Source organism: Taishania pollutisoli (assembly GCF_014518315.1).
GTDB lineage: Bacteria > Bacteroidota > Bacteroidia > Flavobacteriales_D > Crocinitomicaceae > Taishania > Taishania pollutisoli.
Genome location: NZ_JACVEL010000001.1, coordinates 240,339 through 264,834 on the forward strand (window position 1 = coordinate 240,339; position 24,496 = coordinate 264,834).

General features: G+C 42.1%; 22 protein-coding genes and 1 pseudogene. 18 read left to right on the forward strand and 5 right to left on the reverse strand.

The window, feature by feature from the left end; translation table 11 throughout:
• The first annotated feature begins 13 nt into the window (after positions 1-13).
• From H9Y05_RS00985 to msrA, 7 genes and pseudogenes are all read left to right on the forward strand, one after another.
• Complete coding sequence (locus H9Y05_RS00985; protein WP_163492294.1) at positions 14-1,264, forward strand: hypothetical protein; 1,251 nt, start codon at positions 14-16, stop codon at positions 1,262-1,264.
• Between the two features lie 43 nt (positions 1,265-1,307).
• Entirely contained in the window at positions 1,308-2,603 is a 1,296-nt protein-coding gene (locus tag H9Y05_RS00990; RefSeq protein ID WP_216713253.1) for an ATP-binding protein, read from the forward strand.
• Between the two features lie 12 nt (positions 2,604-2,615).
• Positions 2,616-3,926 carry a hypothetical protein gene (locus H9Y05_RS00995; RefSeq protein WP_216713254.1) on the forward strand — a complete coding sequence of 437 codons (1,311 nt, stop codon included), beginning with the start codon at positions 2,616-2,618 and terminating at the stop codon, positions 3,924-3,926.
• 207 nt (positions 3,927-4,133) lie between these two features.
• On the forward strand, positions 4,134-4,484 hold the full coding sequence (locus H9Y05_RS01000) for a hypothetical protein (protein ID WP_163492297.1): 351 nt from the start codon (positions 4,134-4,136) through the stop codon (positions 4,482-4,484).
• Positions 4,485-4,494: 10 nt separating this feature from the next.
• Entirely contained in the window at positions 4,495-6,582 is a 2,088-nt protein-coding gene (locus H9Y05_RS01005; protein ID WP_216713255.1) for a T9SS-dependent choice-of-anchor J family protein, read from the forward strand.
• 155 nt (positions 6,583-6,737) lie between these two features.
• Positions 6,738-8,204 (forward strand): cardiolipin synthase, encoded by a 1,467-nt coding sequence (cls, locus tag H9Y05_RS01010; protein WP_163492299.1) that lies wholly within the window; start codon positions 6,738-6,740, stop codon positions 8,202-8,204.
• Between the two features lie 217 nt (positions 8,205-8,421).
• Positions 8,422-8,955, forward strand: a pseudogene (gene msrA / locus H9Y05_RS01015) (peptide-methionine (S)-S-oxide reductase MsrA); the annotation flags it as partial.
• 105 nt (positions 8,956-9,060) lie between these two features.
• Here the strand turns inward: msrA and H9Y05_RS01020 are convergent.
• Entirely contained in the window at positions 9,061-9,741 is a 681-nt protein-coding gene (locus H9Y05_RS01020) for a response regulator transcription factor (protein ID WP_163492301.1), read from the reverse strand.
• Positions 9,742-10,057: 316 nt separating this feature from the next.
• Between H9Y05_RS01020 and H9Y05_RS01025 the strand changes: the two genes are divergently transcribed.
• The gene (locus tag H9Y05_RS01025) at positions 10,058-11,428 is read left to right on the forward strand and encodes a hypothetical protein (protein WP_216713257.1); all 1,371 of its coding nucleotides are present in this window, start codon (positions 10,058-10,060) and stop codon (positions 11,426-11,428) included.
• 56 nt (positions 11,429-11,484) lie between these two features.
• On the opposite strand, the gene H9Y05_RS01030 is transcribed toward H9Y05_RS01025, so the two are convergent.
• The 4 genes from H9Y05_RS01030 to H9Y05_RS01045 all read right to left on the reverse strand — a co-directional run bounded on the left by H9Y05_RS01030 (position 11,485) and on the right by H9Y05_RS01045 (position 13,757).
• On the reverse strand, positions 11,485-11,931 hold the full coding sequence (locus H9Y05_RS01030) for a GNAT family N-acetyltransferase (protein ID WP_163492303.1): 447 nt from the start codon (positions 11,929-11,931) through the stop codon (positions 11,485-11,487).
• 63 nt (positions 11,932-11,994) lie between these two features.
• A complete protein-coding gene (locus tag H9Y05_RS01035) occupies positions 11,995-12,225 on the reverse strand; it encodes a conjugal transfer protein TraF (RefSeq protein ID WP_163492304.1) in 231 nt (76 codons plus the stop codon).
• A gap of 71 nt (positions 12,226-12,296) precedes the next feature.
• Positions 12,297-13,208 carry a dihydrodipicolinate synthase family protein gene (locus tag H9Y05_RS01040; RefSeq protein WP_216713258.1) on the reverse strand — a complete coding sequence of 304 codons (912 nt, stop codon included), beginning with the start codon at positions 13,206-13,208 and terminating at the stop codon, positions 12,297-12,299.
• Positions 13,209-13,253: 45 nt separating this feature from the next.
• On the reverse strand, positions 13,254-13,757 hold the full coding sequence (locus H9Y05_RS01045; RefSeq protein WP_163492306.1) for a cupin domain-containing protein: 504 nt from the start codon (positions 13,755-13,757) through the stop codon (positions 13,254-13,256).
• A gap of 100 nt (positions 13,758-13,857) precedes the next feature.
• Here H9Y05_RS01045 and pdxR point away from each other — a divergent pair, with 100 nt between their 5' ends.
• The 10 genes from pdxR (at position 13,858) to H9Y05_RS01090 (ending at position 24,491) form a co-directional block, all read left to right on the forward strand.
• Positions 13,858-15,276: a MocR-like pyridoxine biosynthesis transcription factor PdxR gene (gene pdxR, locus H9Y05_RS01050; protein ID WP_163492307.1), complete on the forward strand. Its 1,419-nt coding sequence runs from the start codon at positions 13,858-13,860 to the stop codon at positions 15,274-15,276.
• A 144-nt stretch (positions 15,277-15,420) separates the two neighbouring features.
• The gene (locus H9Y05_RS16435; RefSeq protein WP_262890156.1) at positions 15,421-15,552 is read left to right on the forward strand and encodes a hypothetical protein; all 132 of its coding nucleotides are present in this window, start codon (positions 15,421-15,423) and stop codon (positions 15,550-15,552) included.
• A 361-nt stretch (positions 15,553-15,913) separates the two neighbouring features.
• Entirely contained in the window at positions 15,914-16,969 is a 1,056-nt protein-coding gene (locus H9Y05_RS01055; RefSeq protein ID WP_216713259.1) for a squalene synthase, read from the forward strand.
• Positions 16,956-18,272 carry an FAD-dependent monooxygenase gene (locus H9Y05_RS01060; protein ID WP_216713260.1) on the forward strand — a complete coding sequence of 439 codons (1,317 nt, stop codon included), beginning with the start codon at positions 16,956-16,958 and terminating at the stop codon, positions 18,270-18,272. Before H9Y05_RS01055 ends, H9Y05_RS01060 begins: the two co-directional genes overlap by 14 nt.
• A complete protein-coding gene (locus tag H9Y05_RS01065; RefSeq protein WP_216713261.1) occupies positions 18,272-19,291 on the forward strand; it encodes a beta/alpha barrel domain-containing protein in 1,020 nt (339 codons plus the stop codon). Before H9Y05_RS01060 ends, H9Y05_RS01065 begins: the two co-directional genes overlap by 1 nt.
• Positions 19,291-20,607 carry a hydroxymethylglutaryl-CoA reductase, degradative gene (locus H9Y05_RS01070; RefSeq protein ID WP_216713262.1) on the forward strand — a complete coding sequence of 439 codons (1,317 nt, stop codon included), beginning with the start codon at positions 19,291-19,293 and terminating at the stop codon, positions 20,605-20,607. The genes H9Y05_RS01065 and H9Y05_RS01070 overlap by 1 nt, the downstream gene beginning before the upstream one ends.
• Entirely contained in the window at positions 20,608-21,507 is a 900-nt protein-coding gene (locus H9Y05_RS01075; protein ID WP_216713263.1) for a GYDIA family GHMP kinase, read from the forward strand.
• Positions 21,508-22,560: a diphosphomevalonate/mevalonate 3,5-bisphosphate decarboxylase family protein gene (locus tag H9Y05_RS01080; RefSeq protein WP_163492313.1), complete on the forward strand. Its 1,053-nt coding sequence runs from the start codon at positions 21,508-21,510 to the stop codon at positions 22,558-22,560.
• Positions 22,561-22,564: 4 nt separating this feature from the next.
• Entirely contained in the window at positions 22,565-23,506 is a 942-nt protein-coding gene (locus H9Y05_RS01085) for a GHMP family kinase ATP-binding protein (RefSeq protein ID WP_163492314.1), read from the forward strand.
• 4 nt (positions 23,507-23,510) lie between these two features.
• Positions 23,511-24,491, forward strand: a complete 981-nt coding sequence (locus tag H9Y05_RS01090) for a polyprenyl synthetase family protein (RefSeq protein ID WP_216713264.1) — start codon at positions 23,511-23,513, stop codon at positions 24,489-24,491.
• Positions 24,492-24,496 lie beyond the last annotated feature (5 nt).

Here is a 24,496-nt window from a genome sequence, read left to right on the forward strand (position 1 = left end):
AAATATACAGGATATGAAAACAACAACTCATCCATCTAATTCTGTTCAGATATTACCCAACGCTCAACAACAAGGAACAACAAGTAGTATACTACAATATTATAAACATAAAATACATCAGCTAAAAACCAGTAATGATCTTACGAAGAATACATCGGTACAATTAAGAACAGATGCAGATGTAACTGGAACAGATGTTCCCAATCGACCCGGAGATAAATTCACTGGTGATGTCTATGGCGATGATACATCACATGGCGATTATGTAGCCGGAAAAGCTGTATATAGCACAAATACTACTTTGGCAGCATCAAGGTCATTGGCAGATATTTTACATAAAAAATATAGTACGGGACACATGATTGGAGTAGCTTTTGCAGGAAATGTCGCTATTTCTTCAATATCAGGTAGTGCAGCGGGAAATAAAAAATTTGAAAATGCATCAACCGCAATTAGATTAACACCTGTTGGCGAGAGCGAGGTTGATTTTAGCAAATATATTCCACAAGAAAAGTTAGATACACTTCCAGAAGATGTTGCTAATACTGTTAAAGATGAAATGAGTAAGGGTAGATCATGCGCTGCTCCAAAACTCATTGGTCACATTATAGATAATCGTTTAAAGGGTCCCTATTACATGAGTGAAGTTTGGGCTCATGGAAAAGATGAAGGGGGAGGTTATGACCATGGAGAGTTAGTCCAATCCTGTGAGACGTGTATTCCTTTACTCCCTTTTTTAACTGAAATGCTGGATTTCGGAAATGAAGATGAGAGTATTAAAACTCCTTATGATGCAATGGTTGAAGAAAAACAAGATGCGTTAAAGGTAAGAGCTGCAAAGCTAAAAGCAGAAAAAGAAACATTTGTAGAGGAAATAGATTTACTCATGGACCCGGATTCTAATACAAGTCTGTTTTATTGGGTAGGGGAAGGACATATAGATGTTGAGAATGCTTTATGGAAAGTGAAGAAGACTATAGAAGAGACTATAAAAGGACATGCCAAGGTTAAAATAGGGAAGAAACCACAGGAAGAATACAATAGCCTTTTTTCAAGTGATGAAATCAAACAAATGCTGGTAAATCATTTTAAGAGTGGTGGTTTCGTAATAAATTGGGAGCATCTCAATGAGGAAAACCGTGATATTGATGAAGTTATCGAGCACATTAAAGCATTCGAAGTACCGGATACAGTAACTGTTAATATAACCAAGCATAAGGATTTAGAGACTTGGGCAGAAGAAAACAATGTTACTCTTTCTTAAAAACATTTTCATTCTAATATAAATCATTCGATAGTACATAACAATGAATTACTTCCCCACTCTCCTCCACACGGCATTCTCGCTCTACTTTCAGCACGAGAGCGAATATAACTCCCTGCGGGAAATTCCGCTGGATGGAGAAGAATTGTGCACACTCACCGGGCAGGAACTAACATGGGAGGAGTTGATCGTTTTGCTATTGGCCATTATGCCGCACATCAATCCACAGGCACTGGATTTATTTTTTATTCAGAACAAAGAGCTGGATAGACCCTACACCGAATTTGGCGGGTGGAAAGGCATTTCGCACAGCGGTTTTTTACCAACCGGAGAAACAGCCGCATTTTTACTGGGAATTGACAACCCGCAAAGCCGTGCGCTGGTGGTACAGTTATTCAGCAAAGAACACTGGTTTCATCAGCAAAATGTATTGCGGCTGGAAGGACAGGGAGAAGGTGAACCACTCTTGAGCGGGAAATTGTGTGTGTCGGATGAATTTCTGGCAAAACTGCTCAACGACGGAACGTATCGACCGGATTACAGCGCGGATTTCCCGGCCAAACGCATGGAAACACAACTGGAATGGAGTGATTTGGTGGTTCCCTATCACCTGCGGGAAGACCTCGAAAGCATTTCACAGTGGGTGGAACACGAACACACCATTCGCTCACGCTGGAACCTCAGCAAATACATCAAACGCGGTTACCGTTGTCTGTTTTACGGTCCGCCGGGAACAGGAAAAACACTGGCAGCTTCGCTACTCGGGAAAAAACACGAAATGGATGTCTACCGGATCGACCTGTCGATGATCGTTTCGAAATACATCGGTGAAACGGAAAAGAACCTTGCAAAAATCTTTGATCGGGCCGAACACCAAAACTGGATTTTGTTTTTTGACGAGGCAGATGCACTATTTGGGAAACGTTCGGAAACCAATTCTTCCAACGACCGGCATGCCAACCAGGAAGTAGCTTATTTATTGCAACGCATTGAAGATTTCCCGGGAATGGTGATATTGGCAACCAACCTGAAAGACAATCTGGACGAAGCATTTTTTCGCCGTTTTCAGTCTGTGTTATACTTTCCGATGCCGGACCGGAATGCACGCACGCGTTTGTGGAAACAGATGCTGCCCGAAGAGTGGTTGCAGGAAGCCGGAGAAGAATTGGTACAAATTGCTTCGGAAGCAGAACTATCGGGAGGAAGCATGATCAATGTGGTACAACGTTGTGCATTGGAATTGTTTCACACCCAGAACACGCAACTCACACAAAAAATAATAAAGCACGCCCTGGAAAAAGAGCGTGAAAAAGAAGGAATCATCACATCCGATAACTAATATCAATAGACTATGAAACTTATAAAAATTTTTCTGTTCGCGGTATGTTTCATCCATTACTCTGTGTTTTCACAAGAATACAAGTGCTATTCCTGCGAAACAGGTTATCCGGGGGAATATTTTGAAATTTTCACCCTGCAGGACAGTATCATTATACGGGATACCGTCCGGGACACGGTATTTCTGAGTATGTACGACATGGAAAAAACAACAAAAAGCCTCGGAATGTCATTCGATGAGTTTGTTCACAATTTCCTGACCTACGTCAATAGCCGGGATTCTTCCACAATGACACCGGAAGAAAAAAAGCACATCAGTTATCTGCGGGCCATGATGAATGCACACCTGAAAAAAGATCGTTATGTGCTGCGTGAATACACCGCCCATTTCGCCCGGGATTCGTTCAGTATCACGATGCGAAAGATGCCGGAAGTGGAACAACTCCCCGATTCCATGGACCTGGACTTCCTGTTTATACTGGAAGGAGAGAAAAACACCGACAATTTCCTCCATTCTCATAAAAAACAAGTCCGGGTGCTCTACCAAATCTTAAAAGATATCAAAGGATTAGCCAATACAAAGCATCATAAAATAGGAATCAACTTTTACTTCCCCGATTTTTCATTTCAGGAAAAAAGAGCAATGGCCCAATTCATCAAATCGGTAAGTTTGGTGATTGACAGTATTAAAATAAAAGAAATCAGAGGAATTCCACTTTATTTTACGTTTGACCAAAGCGTGAGAGAAAACAGCACCAATTACCATTACCTGGTTAGTATGTCTGATATGGTTGACAGCATTTTCCTGGCAAAAACAGGAACAACTTCTTCCTCTTCCCTGGAGATTTCCTTCACATCCATTGATCACAAAAAGGAAAAATCGGACATTCCGTGGTTGCAGCAAATCCGAAATCAATTTTACCTGGCTCGTTTTCATACGGACGATTTTCCAAAAATCAGTGACCAATACCTGACATTGGGAGATCTTGAAAAATTAATGACAGCCGATTACCCTGATTCTCACTGGGAATATTACTTCTATTCGATCCTGACAATCGTACTCATTCTGATTGCAGGCAGTACCTTCTATTTCTTGTCCTCCACATTTGCCAATTTCGTGCACAACAACGCCATGTATGTCTTTGCCGGAGGGATTTTACTCGTACTGGAAATGTACCTGTTGTTTGTCTTCATGATTGAAACCATGTCCAATACGGTTGTGTTTGACTTTCAGGAAAACCAGATCGTCTTGTTTTTACCCTTGCTATTGATTTTTGTTATTCCACTGATCAAAAACCTGGTGAGAAAAGGAGAAACTCCCTGAAGAAAAGAATGGCAATCTCAATAAATTTTGGAGAAATTATAGTACATCCAAATTAAAACAGCTGAGGGAGATAATTACCTGTTTTATAAAATCAGGTGTTTTCCCTTGCACCCAAGTACTACTTTAACTTGACTTTTGTGATATGGTATAAACTAGAAGAATGTATTTATTGAATTACATCTATGCTTCATTAAACCTAATATTTATATGAAAACAAAATTACTTTTTATTACAGGGTGTATTTGTTTGTTTACACAGTCAAGTTACGGACAATCCCAAATCAATCCTCTAAAAGAAACAACGCTCACTGCTTCATTACCCGTTGAATTAAACACACAACGTACAAAATTAGAAGCGAAACAAGCGGAGATTGATCAGTCGGTTGCCACTTCACGTGCACAAGTCAACAAACTAAAGGAAGAATTTCGTGTGCTAAAAGAAGAATACCTTCGTTTGCTTTCTATTGAATTAGCAGAAACTTCAGACGTGCACGTAAAAGAACAATTGCAACGGGAGATAACACATTACACGCAAGTAGCGAATTCATCAACTCATTAATTACTGCTTTATGAAAACAAGAATTTCAACATTTACAGCCTATTTGTTTGGGACATTCATGCTATCCGGACTGTCTTTCAAGTCGTTCGCACAGTCATTCTCAGAATCATTTGATGATATTACTACATTGGCCGGTAGCGGGTGGGTTATTCAGAATAACAGTTCGCCTGTCGGAAGTCTTAGCTGGTTTCAGGGAACAGCAACAACCGCAACTCCAACTCCGGGGCCTTTCAACTCATACAACGGAGCTGCAAATGCATACATTGCCGTGAACTTTAATAGTACAGGTAGTACGGGGACAATTAGCAATTGGCTGATCACTCCAAACAGAACATTACGAAATGGGGATGTCTTTACTTTTTACACACGGAAACCAACGATCGGTAGCGGTCAGACAGATTATCCTGATCGCTTGGAAGTGCGTATGAGTACAAATGGTGCAAGTACTAATGCCGGTGCGAATGCCGCTCAAACAGGAGATTTCTCTACCTTGTTGTTAAGTGTCAATCCGACGTTAGTTGCAAATGTCTATCCACAGGTTTGGACACAGTACACCATTACCATTTCAGGACTCCCTGCTCCAACATCCGGACGCATTGCATTCCGCTATTTTGTGACAGGTGCAGGAAGTTTAGGTACAAATTCAGATTACATTGGAATTGATCAGGTAGATTATACACCGTATGTCTGCCCGGCATTTACAATGACAGCCGGGGGAGCACTGACAGGCGGAACTGCCGGAGCGAGCTATACACAAACACTGAGTCAAACAGGAGCACTTGGCGCACCAAGTTTTGCAATCACGTCAGGGGCATTGCCTCCGGGATTGACACTGGCTTCCAATGGAACTATTTCAGGTACACCAACTGCTACCGGAACATTCAATTTCACAGCAACGGTATCAGATGCAAGTGGTTGTTCAGGAGCTCAGAATTATTCCATTACGGTGGTCTGTCCGGCAAATCCAATCAGCTTTTCAGCTTCACCGTCTATCTGTGACAATGCCGATCCATATGTATTGACAGAAGGTACTCCTGCCGGAGGAACTTATTCAGGAACAGGTGTTACCGGAGGAACTTTTGATCCAATGGCAGGAACACAAACCATTGTCTACGATTATACAGACCCGTATGGATGCGCATTTAATTCGGATTATACAATCACTGTCAATACATCACCAACGGTTGTGTTGGATCCACTTTCAGCCGTTTGCGAAGATGCAGGAATGGTCGCAATGACAGGTGGAAGTCCGGCAGGAGGAACATACTCAGGAACAGGTGTCACAGGTTCTGATTTTGACCCGGCTATGGGGACGCAAACGATCACTTATACCTATACAGATGCAAATGGATGTGTGAATGATTCCTCTCAAACGATTGTCGTAAACACTGTTCCTACAGTCACCTATGATCCTGTTCCCGCAGTCTGCAGCAATGCTGGTGCTTTGACATTAACCGGAGGAAGTCCGGCAGGAGGAACTTATTCAGGAACAGGTGTCACAGGCACTGATTTCGACCCGACCGTGGGAACGCAAACAATAACATATACATACACGGATGCAAACGGCTGTGTAAATGATGCCGCACAAGACATTACTGTCAACACTGCACCAACAGTTACATTTACTTCACCGGTTTCATTAATGTGTATAGATGACCCATCCTTGACCCTTTCAGGAGGAAGTCCGGCAGGAGGAACATATTCCGGAACGGGAGTAAGCGGGGGGATTTTCTCACCAACAACTACGGGAGCTCACGTAATTACGTATGCATATACGGATGCAAACGGATGCGATGGAGAAGCCATGTTTACCATCGATGTAGATGCTTGCTTAGGAATAGCTGATAACGGACAGGCATTCGGATTCGAAATGTATCCCAACCCAACAACAGGTCGTTTCACAGCAAGTGTTACTTCGGGAACTGAATGTTCAATTGTAAGTATCATTGATATTCATGGAAAAACAATTCCATTCGAAGCAACACACACTTCTGCAAATACAATTGAAGTGAATCTTTCAAATCAAGCCGCGGGAATGTATCTTGTAAATGGAATGATAGATAACCAACCTTTCACCTTCCGTGTACAAAAACAGTAATAAAATAGAAATAATATATGGTAAAAGTCGTTCAGAAATGGACGACTTTTATTTTTTCACTGCATTTCCGGATAGAACACAAATAAATTTGAAAAAAACCGGTTTGCAGATGAATGGAATTATAGTACATTCGTTGTAGAAACAACTTCAGTACTATGCCGGGACACACCAAATGGTTTATCGTTGCCGAAATTATCTACATTCTACTGTTATTTGTAGTCTGTATGCGGGTCATCTGGGACACCCGGTCTGTTAGTAAGACACTTGCCTACCTGTTATTTGTCATCTTTGTTCCGGTCGTAGGAATCTTGTTCTACTTCTCATTTGGGATCAACTACCGGAAGCGTAAGATTTACAGTAAAAAGCTCCTCGCTGACGGTCATCTTACGGAGGAATTCATCAAAAAAGTCATTGACTCCCTCCAAAAAGGGAACAACGGAGACAATCGATCCGTGATCCAAAATCAGCGACTGATTAAACTGCTGACCAATCCGGATTCCGATGATTTCAACCCGGTATTTTATAACAACGATGTTGAAATTCTGATTAACGGAGAGGCCTTCTTCCCGGTATTACTGGAACGGTTACGCCAGGCAAAGCACCACATTCACATCGAGTTTTACATCTACGAAAATGATGTGATCGGCAACGCGATCAAAGATATCCTGATTCAAAAAGCAAGAGAAGGAGTAGAAGTTCGCTTCATCTATGACGATTTTGGCAGCAAAGGTATCCGGAAGGCATTTGTCCGGGAATTGCAGGAAAACGGAGTCAAAACATTCCCCTTCAATAAAATCAAGTTGATTTTCATGGCCAACCGGCTGAATTACAGAAATCACCGGAAAATTGTTGTGATTGACGGGACGACATCCTTTGTCGGAGGGATTAACGTCAGTGATAAATACATCAATCGACCGGATTCAAATGTGTATTGGCGGGACACACACCTCATGATCAATGGAAGTAGTACGTACCTGCTTCAAAAAGTATTCATGCTGGACTGGAACTTCTGCAGTGATGAGCGGCTGGGATTCAACCTTGGATATTTCCCCGAAATTCCTGCAAAAAGTACGGAAATACCGATTCAGATTATTTCCAGCGGACCGGATTCGGATGCTCCGTACATCCTGTATGCGATTGTCAAAGCAATCAGCCTGGCTCAAAAAGAGGTATTGATAACCACTCCTTATTACATCCCGGATGAAACCCTGCAACAGGCATTGATTCTTACAGCATTGAGTGGAATTGATGTAAAATTACTGGTTCCCCAGGAAGGAGATTCGGTGATTGTTAACCTGGCTGCACAAGCGTATTTCAGAGACCTGCTGAAAGCAGGAGTTCGAATCTACCGTTACCAGAAAGGATTCATTCATGCAAAAACCTTTGTGACGGACCGCAAATTAGCTTCCATTGGTACGGCAAACTTAGACTTGCGCAGCTTTGACCTCAATTTTGAAGTTTCCGCTATGATCTACGATGAGCAAAAGGCACATGCACTGGCAGAAGTCTTTTATGAGGATTTAAAGCATTCCCGGGAGCTCCATTATTCCGACTGGGTAAAAAGACCGAAGTATAAAAAAATCACCGAACGGCTGATTCGTTTATTTTCACCGTTTTTGTAAAAACAACTATTTTATCGTACATTTAATTCTCTGTTTACAAGAATCCGGAGCAACAAAGTGCATACGAAGGAAACGTGAAACAGAAGAGGAAAAAACCAATGAAATGACCGATAAATTAAGTCTCATGAAACGAATCAATATCTTATCGTTTGCAAGTATGCTGGTAGTGTTAATAATTGGTTGTGGCAATACGTCTTACAATCAATCAAAAACAGAAATGGAAAAAACGGACATTTCAGGAACAGACACAACGAAACAAGTCATCTATTTTGCAGGTGGTTGTTTTTGGGGAACGGAACATTTTTTCAAGCAAGTTAAAGGAGTAACGGGAACAGAAGTTGGTTATGCCAACGGACATACAAAAAACCCCACGTACCAGGATGTGGTGTATAAAAACACCGGCTTTGCGGAAACTGTGAAAGTCACCTATGATCCGGAGCAGGTTCAACTAAACCTGTTACTGGAACTGTTCTTTAAAACCATTGATCCCACCAGTATCAACCGACAGGGAAATGACGTCGGTACACAGTACAGAAGTGGCGTCTATTATACTTCCGAAGATCAGTTACCTGCCATCCAGGAAATGATGCGTGAAGTAGCAAAAAACTATGATCAGCCGCTTGCGGTGGAAGTGAAACCTCTTCAAAATTTCTATACTGCAGAAGAATATCATCAAAATTACCTGGATAAAAATCCGGGAGGTTACTGTCACATCAATCCTGCTTTGTTCGAAACAGCGAAAAAAGCGAATCGTTGAAGAAATGTTTTTTATATGATTTGTTCTAAAGTCAGGTGATGAACTATAAAGTAAGTCGAATTACGCAAATAGTTGATTTTTAATAGCTTTTATGTAGTGTCATGCATTTTTCAATCCCAGATCAACGGATTCGGCATCAATCAGGTCGTTTTGAATGGCATATAATACCAACCCGACAACGCTTTTTGTTCCGGTTTTAGAAAACAACGCATTTTTATATCCTTCTACCGTTTTTGGTGAAATGTACAATTTTTCTGCAATTTCTTTTGCAGTCAACTGATTCGCCAATAAATAAATCACATCAATATCCCGCTCAGTGATGTCCAACGGTTGTTTGGAAGCATTCAGCCGCTCCCCGGAAAATGCCGTTTTCAGGAAATGAAACTGTTCCTGGCTGATGTAATGTCCCTTTTCAATCACTTCTTCGATGACCGAGAGCAACTCATCCGGTTTAATCGTTTTCGACAGATAGGCCGCCACCCCGGACTTGATCATATACCCCATCAGGTATTCATTGTAATGAGAAGTGAGTATAATAACCGGAATCCCGATTGCTTTTTCGTGTAACTCCTTCAGCAGCACCTCCGCGTTCATTCCTCCCAGTTTAAAATCCATTACAATTGCATCTGCCCCCTGCCACGCATGTTCAATCGAATCCAGAAAAACAGTACCGTCATTATAGGTGTCAATCTTTTTAAATTTCCCGGAAGACTGTAAGAAGTACGTTACCAGTGCTGAAATTAAGTCATCGTCTTCAACCAGTGTAATGCTATATCCCATGATTCCAAGTTATTTTTCATCTGTATCAGAAAGCCTCTCAAATAGTGATGCATAACAATGTTTTTACAATTGTAAGGGTAATAGTATGAGACGACCTCTCCTCTAAAGATATAAAAACGAATGCAATAAACAGCGAATAAAAACCTGAAAACAATGCGATTCAAGTCATTTTCAGGTAATTTCCCTTAGTCAAAAACAGTAAAAACACCCTACCGGAAACACCCGGAATCGTTTATGTTTGTTTGAAAGATTCATCTCTTTCTGGGGATGGTTCTTTTGTAAACTACAAGTATTAACTCTACTAAAACTACGTGTTATGAATAGCTGTTTAAAACTACTTATCGTATCTGTTCTTCTGTTGGCAATGTATGCATGTTCAACACCGGAAGAGCCCTCTGTTTCTGTTGTGGAACCAATCGCGTTTAAAAGTCACAGTGATTCTGTTCCCAAACACCATGGCAAATTATTTGAGATCAATTGCGCCTACCCGAAAGAACTTCCGCATTCCGTTTTTAAATTGAGTGAAGCATTCCAAAGTCCGTTAAACAAGGACAATGCAGCAGCATACATCCAGGAGCTGAAACAACACGTAACACCTGCATTGGAAAAATTTATTCTTGATAATGCCAACTGGAACGCCAAAAAGGAAGGGTGGTTTCACGAACCATGGATCGGAGATACCAGGGATCCTATTTTAGGATGCTACAATGGGAACAATAACCAAAAAGGAACTTTTAAAAATGTAAACGAAAATCAGCTGGGTTATGTACTTGTGCTGTACGATTCCCTGGCAGCATTTACCCTTGGTGAAATCTTTGGAACCGATGGTATGGTTCCGTTGACCAAAGATAGAAAAGTTGACCTGGAGAAAGAAAAAGGGCAGTTCAAAGAAGGCGCTGTGATTCTGAAATTAGCCTTTTCCAATGTGAATCAGGATAAATGGAGCGACATGGAAGGCGCACGGGAATTCCAGATTTACAACAACAATCCGTCTGACACTGTTTACAAATACCACACCGTCAGCTTATTTCAAATTGATATGATTGTGAAAGATTCGAAGAACTCCCCGACCACCGGTTGGATGTTCTCCACACTGGTTTATGATAAGTCCGTCAAGTCAAAAAACATCCTGGATAAATTTGTACCGTTGGGAGGAATGTGGGGGAATGACCCGGAAGTCAATACAGCTGTCAGCGAAGTATATTACGACCAAAATCCATTACTTCAGGAAACGTGGATCAACAATTCAGCTCCTTATTACAGCCGGGAAACCCTGGGCTGGGGAGGTCGGTTGAGCGGTCCGAATGATGGAGCTGTCGCATTGAATGGTATTGTCAACGGAAAAACCTATGAACGCCTTCAGATGACTTCCTGTATGAGTTGTCACCTACCTGCTCAACAAAAATTTGCGTCCTTTTTGCTCCCGGCCAAAGACATCACAAAAAATATTTTTTATTCAAATAACGATCCTGAATGGAAGCGTTACTTCAGAGATTTAAAAGGAACTGAAAGTTTTGATCCGGGAGAATATTCGTTTGACTACGACATGGCCATAGCATTCAAATCCATGAAAGCATACCTGCAATACCTGGATAGCACAGCTACGCAAAACAAACAACGCTACATGACGACTGACAAACAAGATAATTATAAACTGTTTGAAGAGTACCGGAAAATTAAGGAATAATAGAAATAAATCAACAGCGATAAAAACGGCGGATTGTAATAATCCGCCGTTTTCGTTTATTTCCACCAATGGTAATAATTGTGTGCCCCGTCGTATTCAAATCCGCATCGGGGATATAATTGATTCCCGATGTCGTTTGTTTTTTCGGTTTCAAGCATCAATCCGCATGCCCCGGTTTCTTCGCACCATTGTTTACTGCGGTCAATCAAAGCAACTGAAAGTCCTCTTCCCCGGTAGTCCGGGTGAACAAATAAATCACTCAGTAACCATTGCTTTTGAAGTTTGGTGTAATGAAACAATTTGTACAATTGGACAAATCCAACCGCTTTTCCATCAACAAACACCAGGAAAATATCCGATTCACTGTTGAGCATTCGCTCCCGGATAAATGCTTTTCCTCTTGCCAGGTCAGATTCCTGACGGTAAAAAATACGGTACTGATTAAATAATTCGGCTGTCGCCTCCAGGTCCTCCAGACTGGCTTTTTTGATTCTATAATTCATTGTTGAGTAAAATTGATTAAAGTATGGGTTAAAAGGCCCGGAAGATTATTTCCGGGCACTTCTTTACTTCAGGTCTTCAATAGAAGCTCCAAAGTTAATGTGGAGCACATTTCCATTGGGCAGTACCAATGCCGGAACGGATTTCACTCCTGCTTGTTCGGCTTGTGAAACCTGCGCTTTTTCGTTCCCCAAATGAACAATTTCTACTTGCGCTGCAGGAATGAGGTTTAACAAATCCTGCTCCGCGCTCACGCATACAGGACATCCTGCATGATAAAAAACAGCTTTTGACATACGTAACATTTTAATGAATTAATTGTAGTATAAAACTACCGGTTCTATTGGTGCGGATACTGGTACAGTTTTCAGATAAACAGGTGATCCAGGTGTGACTTCTCCGGTATGCGCAGCAGAATATGCTTCAATTCTTCGGTTTCACCTTCCGTCAATGGTTTCAACGGACTGCGTAGTGTTCCTCCGTCTTCACCCAATAAATGAAGTCCTGCTTTCACAGCTCTTGGTAATCCCTTCGCTACAATAAATTTCAATAAGTCTACCTGTTGGTAAAAGAGTGACTGCGCCGTTTCCAGATCATTTTGCTGAATTGCATTGTACAAAGCAATATTGAGTTCGGGAATCAGATTGGGGGCTGCTGTACACCATCCCGTAGCTCCTGCAGAAAAAGCAGCGAGAGCCAATGGGTTTGATCCGTTGTAAAACGCAACACCCTCCCCCAATTCTTTTCTCAGGTGGTGCATCCGTTGAATATCTCCCGTACTTTCTTTGATCATCGTAACATTCGGAATCTCCAATAATCGCTTCAATAAAGCGGGAGACATATCCACTCCGCTCGTCGCAGGGTTGTTATATGCCATAATCGGAATGGAGATTTTTGAAGCTACCGCATCGTAGTGATCTACGATCTCATCATCTGTCAGTTTCCAGTAACTCATAGGAATGATCATCACTGCCGTTGCTCCGGATTTTTCCGCAAACCGGGCATGATAAATGGTTTTTTCCGTTGTGAGGTTAGACACTCCTACCAATGTCGGAACACGGCCGGAAACTTGCTGAATGGTTGCCTCCGTTACCGCTTCTTTTTCTTCGTCAGACAAGTACGGTAACACCCCCGTGCTTCCCAAAGGTGCGATGGCATGAGAACCGGAAATTACAAGGCGCTCAACCAATCGTTTAAACAATGGAATATTTACCTGCCCGTTATCATCAAACGGTGTAATCGGGTACGCAATGACACCTTTAAATAAATTATCTTTCATTTCTTGTTCATTTTAATATTATACGTTCATTTTTAAGCCCGAAGGTTACAGGTCTCTTCCCTCCTCTTCCCGAAGTGCCACTCCTAAATTTTGCAATTGAGGAGCATTCTCACAGGCAATGTACTTTGCAGGCTCACTGTCACTTAAATTCTGATGTTTGTGCCATGCCCACGAAGGAATATAGACAGCATCTCCCGCTTCCCATTCCACGCGTTCATCTTCCACTTCCGTCCACCCTTTCCCATCGATCACATACAACACGGTCTCATAGGTGTGACGGTGACGATTGGTTTGCTGCCCGGGAAGTAATCCTCCAATGGTCATACTGACATTTTTACTGGGTAAATCCACAAAAAATACAGGATGTTTCCGTTCTGTTGAAAACTGATCATGTACACCGGCTTTTTCTACATGCTTATGGACAAGATGTGACGGTTTCACATATACCGGTCTGGCGAAAGTCCGGTGAAAATCTTTGGAACTAAACTGTTCCTGCTCTACATGAATCGACTTGCGGATACCGGCCGTGTTTTTTTCTAATTTTGACATCGTTCTGTTTTTTTATACGTTATTGCACTATTGCAAAACAAAAGTAAGCTACCTTTGGACCATCAATATGATACAGTTTTGACATAAATAGATAGTCCAGATGTTGCGACCGTGGAAATTAGAACTACAGATCAATTACGCATGCGATAAAGCCGTTTACCTGCAAATCGCAGATGCAATTATTACTGACATCCAATCGGGGAGGCTGCCAAAAGAAACAGCACTTCCGGGCAGCAGAAAGCTTGCCCGGGAACTAAGAGTAAACCGCAACACAGTAGTAGAAGCCCTCAATGTACTACTAAACGAAGAATGGTTGGTCTCGCGGGAGCGAAAAGGAACGTTTGTTGCTGAAATTCTTCCCGTTTCCGGCAAACAAAAACGTGATTCGTCGGTTGGTGAAACAACTGAAATTCCAGGAACCACATTCCGGATTCGTTTTGATGACGGGCATCCCGACAGTAAAATTGCGCCTGTTCAGGAGCTGGCAAGGGCCTACCGGCAAATTTTTAACCGGAAAGCGAAGTGGCAACTGATGGGATACGGCAGTCAACTGGGAGATGCCGAATTCCGAAAAGCCATTGCACACATGCTCAATCATCAGCGGGGAATGCAGGTCAATGAACACGCAGTCTGTATCACACGGGGCAGTCAAATGGCCATGTATCTGACAGCTCAGTGTCTGCTTCGCACCGGAGATTTTGTAATGGTCGAAAATCCGGGGTATCAACCTGCATGGAAAGCATTCGAACATGCCGGAGCTCAGCTACTTCCCGTACGGGTCGACGCGGAAGGATTAGTGACAGAAGATGTTATCGGCTACCTGAAGACACATAAAACGATCCGCGCCCTCTACACCACTCCGCATCATCAATATCCGACAACAGTGACATTAAGTCTGCAACGGCGCATGGAGTTGGTACGGCTATCAAACGAATATGGTTTTATGATCATTGAAGATGATTATGACAATGAGTTTCATTTCGGATACCGCCCGTTATTGCCGTTGTCAAGTTTTGCGGAGTTGAAACAGTATGTGTATATCGGAACCATGAGTAAAGTGGTCGCCCCGGCATTGCGGATTGGCTACTTCGTAAGCAATGATCTTACGTTGATTGAACGGGTTGGTAACCTGCGAAAAATTATCGATGTGCAAGGTGATTCCATTATGGAACAAGCTGTTTTACAATTGGTACAGGACGGAACGATCAAACGGCATCTGAAAAAAGCAACGAATTATTACCGGTCCAAACGCGACTTTACCCGAAAATTAGTAGATACATACCTGAAAAACAAAGTAACTTATACAATTCCCGAAGGTGGATTGGCCTTCTGGCTCGTTCCCAAAAAGGCAATTGACTGGCAACAAGCCGATGCACTGCTCCGCTCAAAAGGTGTTCTCATCATCCCTCCCGAGACCTATACACGGGATGCCGTAGTGAAGGGAATGCGGTTAAGTTACGGAGCACTTTCTGAAGAACAGTTGGAAGAAGGAATCCGATTATTGAAAGAAGTCTTTTGATGTTGTTTTTTCAATTTTTGGTTAAAACATTTAGCCGGCTTATTGCTCAACTCTGTACTCCCGATGAGAACGATTACAGGACTTTGACACCAGTATTGGTTCTTTGGGGAAATCAAGACAAGCGGTTATTTTCCCAAACAACAAATGGAGAAATTCCTGCACGTCTTTCCGCAGGCAAAATGGCAAACCATTTTTAATGCTAAAACGTATATTCAGGAAGATGCGCCGGAGCAAGCCATCAAATTCATTCGGGTATTTTTACCCTTGAAAGCTTAGATTTTTTTGAAAAAACGGTCGGATTTTACCTGTTAAAACAACAGAATGATTAAATCCGAAAGGAAAAATCCAGCACACAATTTACATCCGGCAATTCAGCCTATTTACTTTTAAAAACCCATATTAATAACTGATAATCAATGGTTAAAGTGAATTTCATTTTTATACAAAAAACCGTTTTCACCTTTTTATCGTAGGTAAATAACGGTTTAAAATTGGTTTTAAAACGTTAAAATTTAGACCAGATCTCTAAAATGTACGTATGTTTGTGTCCTAATTTGTGTTTAAAAACCGAAAAATAATGATTAGAAGGGTAACATATTACTCCTTTCACGTATCTGAGTTGGTTTATCTTTTACAAATGAAAAAAGACTTTAAGCAATTCAAACCTTCAGCCCAACGGCTGAAAGATTTAGCTCACTCCACAGATGATTTGAGTTATTGCTATGAAGCACTTACAAAGGTTTCCCGTTCTTTTGCAATTGTGATTCAGCAGTTGCCGGATGAATTGAAAAACCCTGTTTGTTTGTTTTACCTCATTTTACGGGGACTTGATACAATTGAAGATGATATGAACATCGACAATGCGATCAAGAAAGATATGCTGCTGACATTTGCCGACCGCATCAACACTGAAGAATTTACACTTGAAAATGTCGGAGATACACAGGACTATCAGGATCTGATGCTTCATTTTGACAAAGTCATTCGTGAATACCAAAAACTGGGGCCGGAATACAAAACGGTTATTACCGAAATAACCCATGAAATGGCAACCGGAATGAACAAGTATGCGCATGCAACCGTTGAAAGTTATGAAGACTGGGACGATTACTGTTATTACGTTGCCGGACTGGTTGGTATCGGTTTGACACGCTTGTTTCTTGCCTCTAAGTTAGAGACAAGCCCCAAACTGTTCAGCAAAGAACTTAGTAACGAGATGGGCTTGTTTCTTCAAAAAACAAATATCATTCGTGACTTTGCTGAAGACCTGGAACAAGGGCGTATTTTTTGGCCGGAAGCATCCTGGAAAGAGAAAGCACCAACACTGCACCAACTGCAAGCAGATGAAAAAAGCGGACTTGCTGCGTTGAATGAAGTAATTTTCAATGCACTTTCTCATGTTCCTGCATGTCTGGAATTCCTGGAATGTCTGGAGAACCAAAAGGTGTTTCGCTTTTGTGCCATTCCGCAATTAATGGCAATTGCAACATTAAAAGCACTGTACAATAATCCGGAAGTATTGCACAAGAGCGTCAAGATACGGAAGGGAAAAACTGCTAAATATTTCATGTCAATCCAAGATTTTGACAGCACGAAAAAAGAATTTATTTCAATCCTGAACAGTTTAGCGAAAAAAGACAACACAGGTAAAATTAAATCACTATTGTCCCAAATTCAAAATGAACGCAAGTGAATTTGATATCATTGTCATAGGTGCCGGAGTTGCCGGAGGAGTATTTGCGGCCTCTCAACCTGCCAGCACCCGTATTCTTGTTATAGAGCGAGATCTGACAGAGCCGGACCGAATCATCGGAGAATTGATGCAACCCGGTGGAATTCAAGCCCTCGAACAATTAAAACTCCGTCATTTACTGGAAGGAATTGATGCACAGGAAGTCAATGGCTACAACCTGATCAAGGGAAACGACCGCTTCACAATTGAATACGACGAAGTTCAAAAAGGCATCAAAGGAATTGGTCTGAGAAACGGAAAATTCCTGACAAATATCCGAAAGGAATTACAGCAAAGGGAGAACATCACCCTGGTTCAGGGAAATGTCATCCGGATGCTTGAACACAATGACACAATAACAGGTGTAGTATACACACAGGAAGATGGTACAACTGTGTCGCAACACGCGAAATTAACCATCGTATGCGACGGCCCCATGTCCATATTGCGGGAAAAACTGAGTAAGGTAAATAAGAAAGTCACATCTCATTTCATGGGATTGGTTCTCAAAGATCTCGAATTGGAATTTCCTTCGTATGGACACATGATTGTTTCCGGTGCTTTCCCGATCCTGGTGTACCCGATTCACACCAATGCTTACCGTATTTTGATTGACTATCCTGGTGGAAAAGCTCCGAAAATGGGGAAAGAATCAATGGAGAAATTAAAGGAAGAAGTCATAAAAATACTACCGGAAGAAATGATTGCCTCATTTTTGAAAGCCATGGATGAAGAACCACTGAAAGTGATGCCGAATCACTCGATGAAAGGTCAGGCTTTCCGCAAGAAAGGCGCCGCGCTTCTGGGTGATTCATTAAACATGAGGCATCCGCTCACTGGCGGTGGAATGACTGCATCGTTTTCAGATATTCTTTGCCTGAATGACAAATTAACGGGAGTTGATTTTCAGAATGAAAAAAATCTGGAGCAGGCTATCCATGAATATTACAAGAACAGAGGAAGGGGGGTTGAGACAATCAATATTTTGGCAAACGCTTTGTATGAAGTATTTACAGATGATGAATTGAAGGAGGCCTGCTTTGAATATTTACAAAAGGGAGGAGAGCAAGCTATAGGGCCGCTTTCCATCCTGTCGGGAATCAACAAAAGCAAGCCGTTTTTGCTGAAACACTTTTTTAAAGTGGCAATGCAGCACCCGATACATTTTATTACAAAACCGGCGAAACAATTTCGCTTATATAAAAATGCAACACGAATTATTCGTCCCATACTAAAGGAGGAAGAAGTTCCGGCAATGATCTGATGGAAAAAATTGAACATGAATCGCTTGAAGCGGCAGACTTAAGAAAACAGAACCATTTGGATTTGGCTTTTGCCTCGCAAAGTGCCTTATCGGATGGTCGTTTTTATTACGAACCGATGTTAGAGGGACATCCTCAACAATCGGATTTACCAATTCAGTTAGGGGCAAAAACAATGCGCTACCCGATTTGGATTTCGAGCATGACAGGTGGCACTTCCGCTGCCGGACCGATCAATAAAATGCTGGCAAAGACAGCAGGTAAATATGGCTTTGGAATGGGACTGGGATCTTGTCGGATCATCCTGGAAGACAATACCTATTTTGATGATTTTAACCTGCGTCCGATCCTTGGAGATGCATCTCCGCTGTATGCCAATGTAGGAATTGCACAAATCGAACGATTAATTGACAAAGGTCAGGCGTCTAAATTAAAAGTACTGGTAGACAAACTGGATGCAGACGGGTTGATTGTACACGTGAACCCATTGCAGGAATGGCTGCAACCGGAAGGTGATATCATTCAGCGCTCCCCATTGGTGACAATCAAACAGTTGTTGAATGAAATTGACACAAACATTATTGTGAAAGAGGTGGGGCAAGGATTTGGTCCCGAAAGCATGAAGGAATTACTGAAATTACCGATTTTAGCCATCGACTTCGCAGCAAATGGCGGAACCAATTTTTCAAAACTGGAACTCTTGCGCAACGAGTCATTGAAAGCACATTATGAAGATGTGATCGCCCTGGGGCATTCTGCACCCGAAATGGTCGGCTTTTTGAATACAGCCATCCGGGAATTAGGCACTGAACGTAAATGCAATACTGTTATTATCAGTGGCGGGATAAAAAACTTTTTAGACGGTTATTACTTAACTTCTAAGGCGGAGATTCCAGCAATTTACGGACAGGCAGCACCATTCTTAAAACATGCAAATGAATCACAGGAAGCACTGGATAGATTCGCCGAAATACAACTAAAAGGGTTACTAATGGCCCAAAAATTTCTAAAAGTAAGATAATGGAAATACTAATAGAAGGATTCTCAAAAAAGAACAAGCAAGAGAAGCTGGAAGCAATCGCACAATTTTTTAAGTCTCCGGAAAAAACACTGGAAATTTTTAAAAGTTTTGATCATCCTACAGCTGAAGTTCAGGAAGTCATTAATGAATTCAGTGAAAATACAATATCCAATTTTCATTTACCCTACAGCATTGCACCCAACTTTTTAATCAACGGAAAGACGTTTGCCGTTCCAATGGTAATTGAAGAAAGTTCCGTTGTTGCGGCAGCTTCAAAAAGTGCAAAATTCTGGTACGCCTTGGGAGGTTTTCATACCGAAATCGTTGATACGGAAAAAGTCGGACAAGTCCATTTCTTATGGCACGATGACATTCAAAAACTGACCAATCGCTTTGATGAATTAAAACAACTGTTCATCAACGGTTCAGAAGATATTACTGTAAACATGCGCAACCGCGGCGGGGGAATAAAAGATATTGTTCTGAAGGACCTCTCCGACAAAGAGCCGGGATTAATGCAATTGTTTGTGACCTTTGAAACAATTGATTCAATGGGAGCAAATTTTGTCAATTCCTGCCTGGAGCGGTTTGCGGAAATTTTCAGAAACTGGCATCAGAATCAACCGGAGTTTAAAAAGGACGGACTGGAAATCATCATGTCGATCCTCTCCAACCTGACGCCGAATTGTGTGGTGAAATGCTGGGTAGAAACAGACGTTAAAAACCTGGACGGGATTGTTCCCGGTATTTCCGGAAAAGAATTCGCCAAAAAATTCCATACAGCCGTAAGAATTGCACAGGTAGATCCGTATCGTGCAACGACGCACAACAAAGGAATTTACAACGGTGTTGATGCTGTAGTTTTGGCAACAGGAAACGATTTCAGAGCAGTCGAAGCGTGTGGACATGCCTATGCGAGTATTCACGGCAACGGGTATTCGTCATTGACCAATTGTACCATTGAGAACGATACCTTCCGCTTTGAACTGACTTTGCCGATCGCAATGGGCGTCGTTGGCGGATTGACAAATTTACATCCATTGGTGAAACTGTCGCATGAACTGTTAGATTTTCCGAATGCACGGGAATTAATGGGAATCGCGGCGGCGGCGGGATTGGCCAATAACTTTGGTGCGGTGAAATCATTGACAACTACAGGGATTCAGCAAGGACATATGAAAATGCACTTGTTCAACATCATGAATCAACTGGAAGTGAAAAAAGAAGACCGCGAAAAGATCGTTGCTTATTTCAAAGACAAAAATGTCTCTGTGTCAGCTGTCCGAACGTATGTTGAATCCCTTCAATTAGCGTAATTGGCAGTTCAGGAAAATACGATAAAAACCTATCAGGCATCAGGAAAACTGATGCTTTTTGGTGAATACCTGGTCCTCAACGGATCGGATTGTGTCGCGTTCCCTCTAAAATTCGGGCAAACGCTGTCTGTAACGAAATCAGGGGATATCCGCTGGGAAAGTTATTCCAAACACGGAATGTGGTTTTCTGCTTCTATGAGCAATGATTTTACCCTATTGGAGACCAATAATGAAGAAGTAGCGGAAATTCTGCAACGGTTATTTCGGGTCATTCGCACAGAGCGACCGGAGCTTGATTTTCAACAGTACTTCAAAGCAGAAGCGAACTTTGAACTCAACTGGGGACTTGGTTCCAGTTCGACATTAATCAGTCTGCTCAATCAGTGGTCAGGTGTAGATCCCCGGAAATTGCTGGACGTGTCGTTTGGCGGTTCGGGGTACGATGTAGCTTGCGCGACGGCAACAGCCCCGATTGTGTACGCCAATGGAAATGTAAAGATGCACATCGATTTTCCTGCGTCAGTCACAAACAACCTGTTGTTTATCTACCTGGGAAATAAGCAAAACTCCCGGGAAGAAATCAAGCGTTTTAAAAAGGCAACGATTACACAGGAACAGGTGGATGCGATGAACACAATGATCTCAACAGCTATTCAAACGGATGCGATTGAAGTGTTTGAACAGCAACTGGATCGTTCGGAAGCATTGATCTCTTCCATCATCGGAACGGATCAATTAAAACAGCGCCTGTTTTCTGATTATCCTTATAGTGTTAAGTCGCTGGGAGCATGGGGTGGAGATTTTTTCCTCGCTACCTGCCGGGAACAGGAAACAGCAAAAGACTATTTTGAGAAAAAAGGGTATACTACTCTATTTACGTATCATGAATTAATAAAATGAATGGAAACAGATAAGGAACTAATGAGCAAAGTAAAAGTAACGTGGTCATGCCCGTCCAATATTGCAATTGTGAAATACTGGGGGAAAAAAGGAAATCAATTGCCTTGTAATTCCTCTCTCAGTCTGACATTGTCAAACTCATATACAACAGTCGAGGCGGAATTGTCTGAAAAAACATCGGATGAACCGGTTCAGTTGTCTTACTTTTTTGATGGAGAAATCAATGAGAAGTTTGGTCAGCGTGTTGCTAAATTTTTAGTGGACAACCGCGAATTTTTTCCGTTTCTGGGTGAAAAAGCAATTACGATTCACTCTTCCAACAGTTTCCCGCACTCGGCAGGGATCGCTTCTTCTGCCTCTGCATTCGGAGCAATTTCGTTGGCGCTTCTGGACATTGCCTACATCCTGCAGGGAACAGACAAGGACGAACAGTTCTATAACAAAGCGAGCTATTTAGCCCGACTGGGAAGTGGTAGCGCATCCCGCAGCATGTTTCCGGGATTTGCTTTGTGGGGAGAAAATGACAACGTAAAGAATACTTCCAACGAACACGCCATTGCAATCAGTGATGTACACCCGGTGTTTCACAACATGAAAGATGCCATCCTGATCGTTGAAGATGAACCGAAGAAAGTATCCAGCTCCGTGGGACACTCCCTGATGAACAACCATCCGTACGCGGAGCAACGCTTCCAGCAGGCAAATGAGCGTACAGCTGAATTGGTTGAGATTCTCAAAACCGGAAACATGGACGCATTTATCCGGTTGTGCGAATCAGAAGCATTGACATTACATGCCATGATGATGACATCCATGGATTATTACTTGTTGGTAAAACCAGGAACGATTACAGCCATCGAACGATTGATGGAATTCCGCAAGGAAAGCAACGTTCCCGTTTGCTTTACCCTGGATGCGGGACCGAATGTACACGTTCTTTACCCCAAAGCGTACGAAGCACAGGTAGAAGCCTTTATCAACAATGAATTGCGTGACACCTATAAAAAAGTAATTTTCGATCAGGAAGGGGTTGGCCCAACAAAAATGAACTGAACAGATGGAAAGCGTTAATTCAAAAGTTCTTGTGTTTGGAGAATACAGTGTTTTGCACAACAGCATGGCGCTGACAATTCCATTCAACAAATTTTCCGGCACGTTGTGTTACCCGGAAAATGTGGAGGAAAGTGCAATTGCCGTGTTGTCAAACAAAGGTATCCGGGAATTCTGTAAACACATTATTGAAAATCACACCGACGATACGTTCAAACTGAATGTGAATAAGCTCTCCCGGGAATTGGACAAAGGGCTGTTTTTCAGAAGTGATATTCCGCAAGGATTCGGACTGGGAAGTTCCGGTGCGCTGGTTGCTGCGATCTTCCTGCGTTACCTGGATAAAGCAGGTGACTTCAAAGATGAATTGAAACATTTAACAATGGACCGTATCCAGAACCTCAAAAGTTACCTGGGTGCACTGGAGGGGTATTTTCACGGAAAAAGCTCGGGAATCGATCCGTTGAGCATCATCATCAACAAACCCTTGTTGCTAAAGTCCGACAAAGAGATTGTAAAGGTGGATATTCCCGCTTACAACGATGCGGGGCAGAATGTATTGTTTTTATTAAACACCGGTTTGGCCAGAAACTCCGAAAATTTAATTAAACAATTCAACAGCGCGTGCGAAAAAGAAGAGTTTAAGCAAAAATTAGAGACGAAGCTAATTGAATACACCAATGCCGGAATTACCGATTTTCTGAACGGAGACACAAAAAGTTTCTACCTGAATCTCGAAAAATTAGTCCGGTTTCAATTGCAGGAAATGGATTATCTGATCCCTGAAAAATACCAGGGAATGGTTCAGCAAGGCCTGGACACAAAAACGTATTACTTAAAAATTTGTGGCTCCGGAGGAGGCGGATACATGATCGGCTTTACGCAAAACTGGGAAGAAGCACAACAATTACTAAAAGGAGAGGAATTAGAAGTTCTCTATAGATTTTAAAATTATGACGACAACAATACAACAGGATTTAGAGATCCAGAAAGAAGCGATTATCCAATTTTTGGAAACAAAAGCATTGGAAGGTTTTCCAAGTAATTTATCTGATTCTACGCACCACATCATGACCCTTCAGGGAAAGCGTTTGCGACCGATAGTCGTGTTGATGGTGGCACAAGGATTTGGTGTCAGTACGGATGAAGCAATGCCTGCTGCGATTTCTATCGAAGTATTTCACAATTTCACACTGGTGCACGACGATATTATGGACAAAGCTCCGTTGCGCAGAGGAACGGTAACCGTACATGAAAAATACGGAGTAGACAAAGCCATTGTAACAGGAGATGCCATGTTACCGCATTCCATTGGTTTACTAATCAAAGGAAATGAAGACAAAGCTGCCGTTTTAATCAAAAGTTTCCTGAAAATGGCCCAGGAAGTTATGGAAGGACAGCAATACGATATGGAATTCGAAACTCAGGAAACGGTAACGGTGGAGGAATACATGAACATGATTCGCCTGAAAACGTCTGTTTTGTTCGGATGCGCTTGCGAAATCGGAGCCATTCTGGGGAATGCTTCCGTTGAAGATCAGCAAAAACTATACGACTTTGGACTGTACTCCGGGTTGGCGTTCCAGATCATGGATGATTACCTCGACACATTTGGTGACGATACATTCGGTAAGCGTATCGGTGGCGATATTTTATTGAATAAAAAGACCTTCTTGCTGATTAACGCGTTGAAACATGCCGATACGGAACAAAAAGCACGTATGGAGGAACTGTTTGAAGAAACAGATGAAGAAGCAAAAATCAGTGGATTCCAGTCGCTTTTCAGAGAAATCGGAGTTGCTCAAATCGCATTGGACAAAATGGAAGAATTACATGACAAATCCGTAGATGCGGTGATGTCGACCAGCCTTTCTGAAGAAAACAAAAGACGCTTAATTGAATTTGGTGAAATCATGCTTCGCAGAACAACCTGATACAC

Excerpts from the sequence above, each read along its gene's own strand:
- H9Y05_RS01070 (WP_216713262.1), top strand. The coding sequence starts at position 19,291 with ATGGAAATACTAATAGAAGGATTCTCAAAAAAGAACAAGCAAGAGAAG.
- H9Y05_RS01065 (WP_216713261.1), top strand. The coding sequence starts at position 18,272 with ATGGAAAAAATTGAACATGAATCGCTTGAAGCGGCAGACTTAAGAAAA.
- H9Y05_RS00990 (WP_216713253.1), top strand. The coding sequence starts at position 1,308 with ATGAATTACTTCCCCACTCTCCTCCACACGGCATTCTCGCTCTACTTT.
- H9Y05_RS01035 (WP_163492304.1), bottom strand. The coding sequence starts at position 12,225 with ATGTCAAAAGCTGTTTTTTATCATGCAGGATGTCCTGTATGCGTGAGC.
- H9Y05_RS01000 (WP_163492297.1), top strand. The coding sequence starts at position 4,134 with ATGAAAACAAAATTACTTTTTATTACAGGGTGTATTTGTTTGTTTACA.
- H9Y05_RS01020 (WP_163492301.1), bottom strand. The coding sequence starts at position 9,741 with ATGGGATATAGCATTACACTGGTTGAAGACGATGACTTAATTTCAGCA.
- pdxR (WP_163492307.1), top strand. The coding sequence starts at position 13,858 with ATGTTGCGACCGTGGAAATTAGAACTACAGATCAATTACGCATGCGAT.
- H9Y05_RS01090 (WP_216713264.1), top strand. The coding sequence starts at position 23,511 with ATGACGACAACAATACAACAGGATTTAGAGATCCAGAAAGAAGCGATT.
- H9Y05_RS01055 (WP_216713259.1), top strand. The coding sequence starts at position 15,914 with ATGAAAAAAGACTTTAAGCAATTCAAACCTTCAGCCCAACGGCTGAAA.
- H9Y05_RS16435 (WP_262890156.1), top strand. The coding sequence starts at position 15,421 with ATGGAGAAATTCCTGCACGTCTTTCCGCAGGCAAAATGGCAAACCATT.
- cls (WP_163492299.1), top strand. The coding sequence starts at position 6,738 with ATGCCGGGACACACCAAATGGTTTATCGTTGCCGAAATTATCTACATT.
- H9Y05_RS00995 (WP_216713254.1), top strand. The coding sequence starts at position 2,616 with ATGAAACTTATAAAAATTTTTCTGTTCGCGGTATGTTTCATCCATTAC.
- H9Y05_RS01045 (WP_163492306.1), bottom strand. The coding sequence starts at position 13,757 with ATGTCAAAATTAGAAAAAAACACGGCCGGTATCCGCAAGTCGATTCAT.
- H9Y05_RS01085 (WP_163492314.1), top strand. The coding sequence starts at position 22,565 with ATGGAAAGCGTTAATTCAAAAGTTCTTGTGTTTGGAGAATACAGTGTT.
- H9Y05_RS01005 (WP_216713255.1), top strand. The coding sequence starts at position 4,495 with ATGAAAACAAGAATTTCAACATTTACAGCCTATTTGTTTGGGACATTC.
- H9Y05_RS01080 (WP_163492313.1), top strand. The coding sequence starts at position 21,508 with ATGGAAACAGATAAGGAACTAATGAGCAAAGTAAAAGTAACGTGGTCA.
- H9Y05_RS01060 (WP_216713260.1), top strand. The coding sequence starts at position 16,956 with ATGAACGCAAGTGAATTTGATATCATTGTCATAGGTGCCGGAGTTGCC.
- H9Y05_RS01025 (WP_216713257.1), top strand. The coding sequence starts at position 10,058 with ATGAATAGCTGTTTAAAACTACTTATCGTATCTGTTCTTCTGTTGGCA.
- H9Y05_RS01030 (WP_163492303.1), bottom strand. The coding sequence starts at position 11,931 with ATGAATTATAGAATCAAAAAAGCCAGTCTGGAGGACCTGGAGGCGACA.
- H9Y05_RS01040 (WP_216713258.1), bottom strand. The coding sequence starts at position 13,208 with ATGAAAGATAATTTATTTAAAGGTGTCATTGCGTACCCGATTACACCG.
- H9Y05_RS00985 (WP_163492294.1), top strand. The coding sequence starts at position 14 with ATGAAAACAACAACTCATCCATCTAATTCTGTTCAGATATTACCCAAC.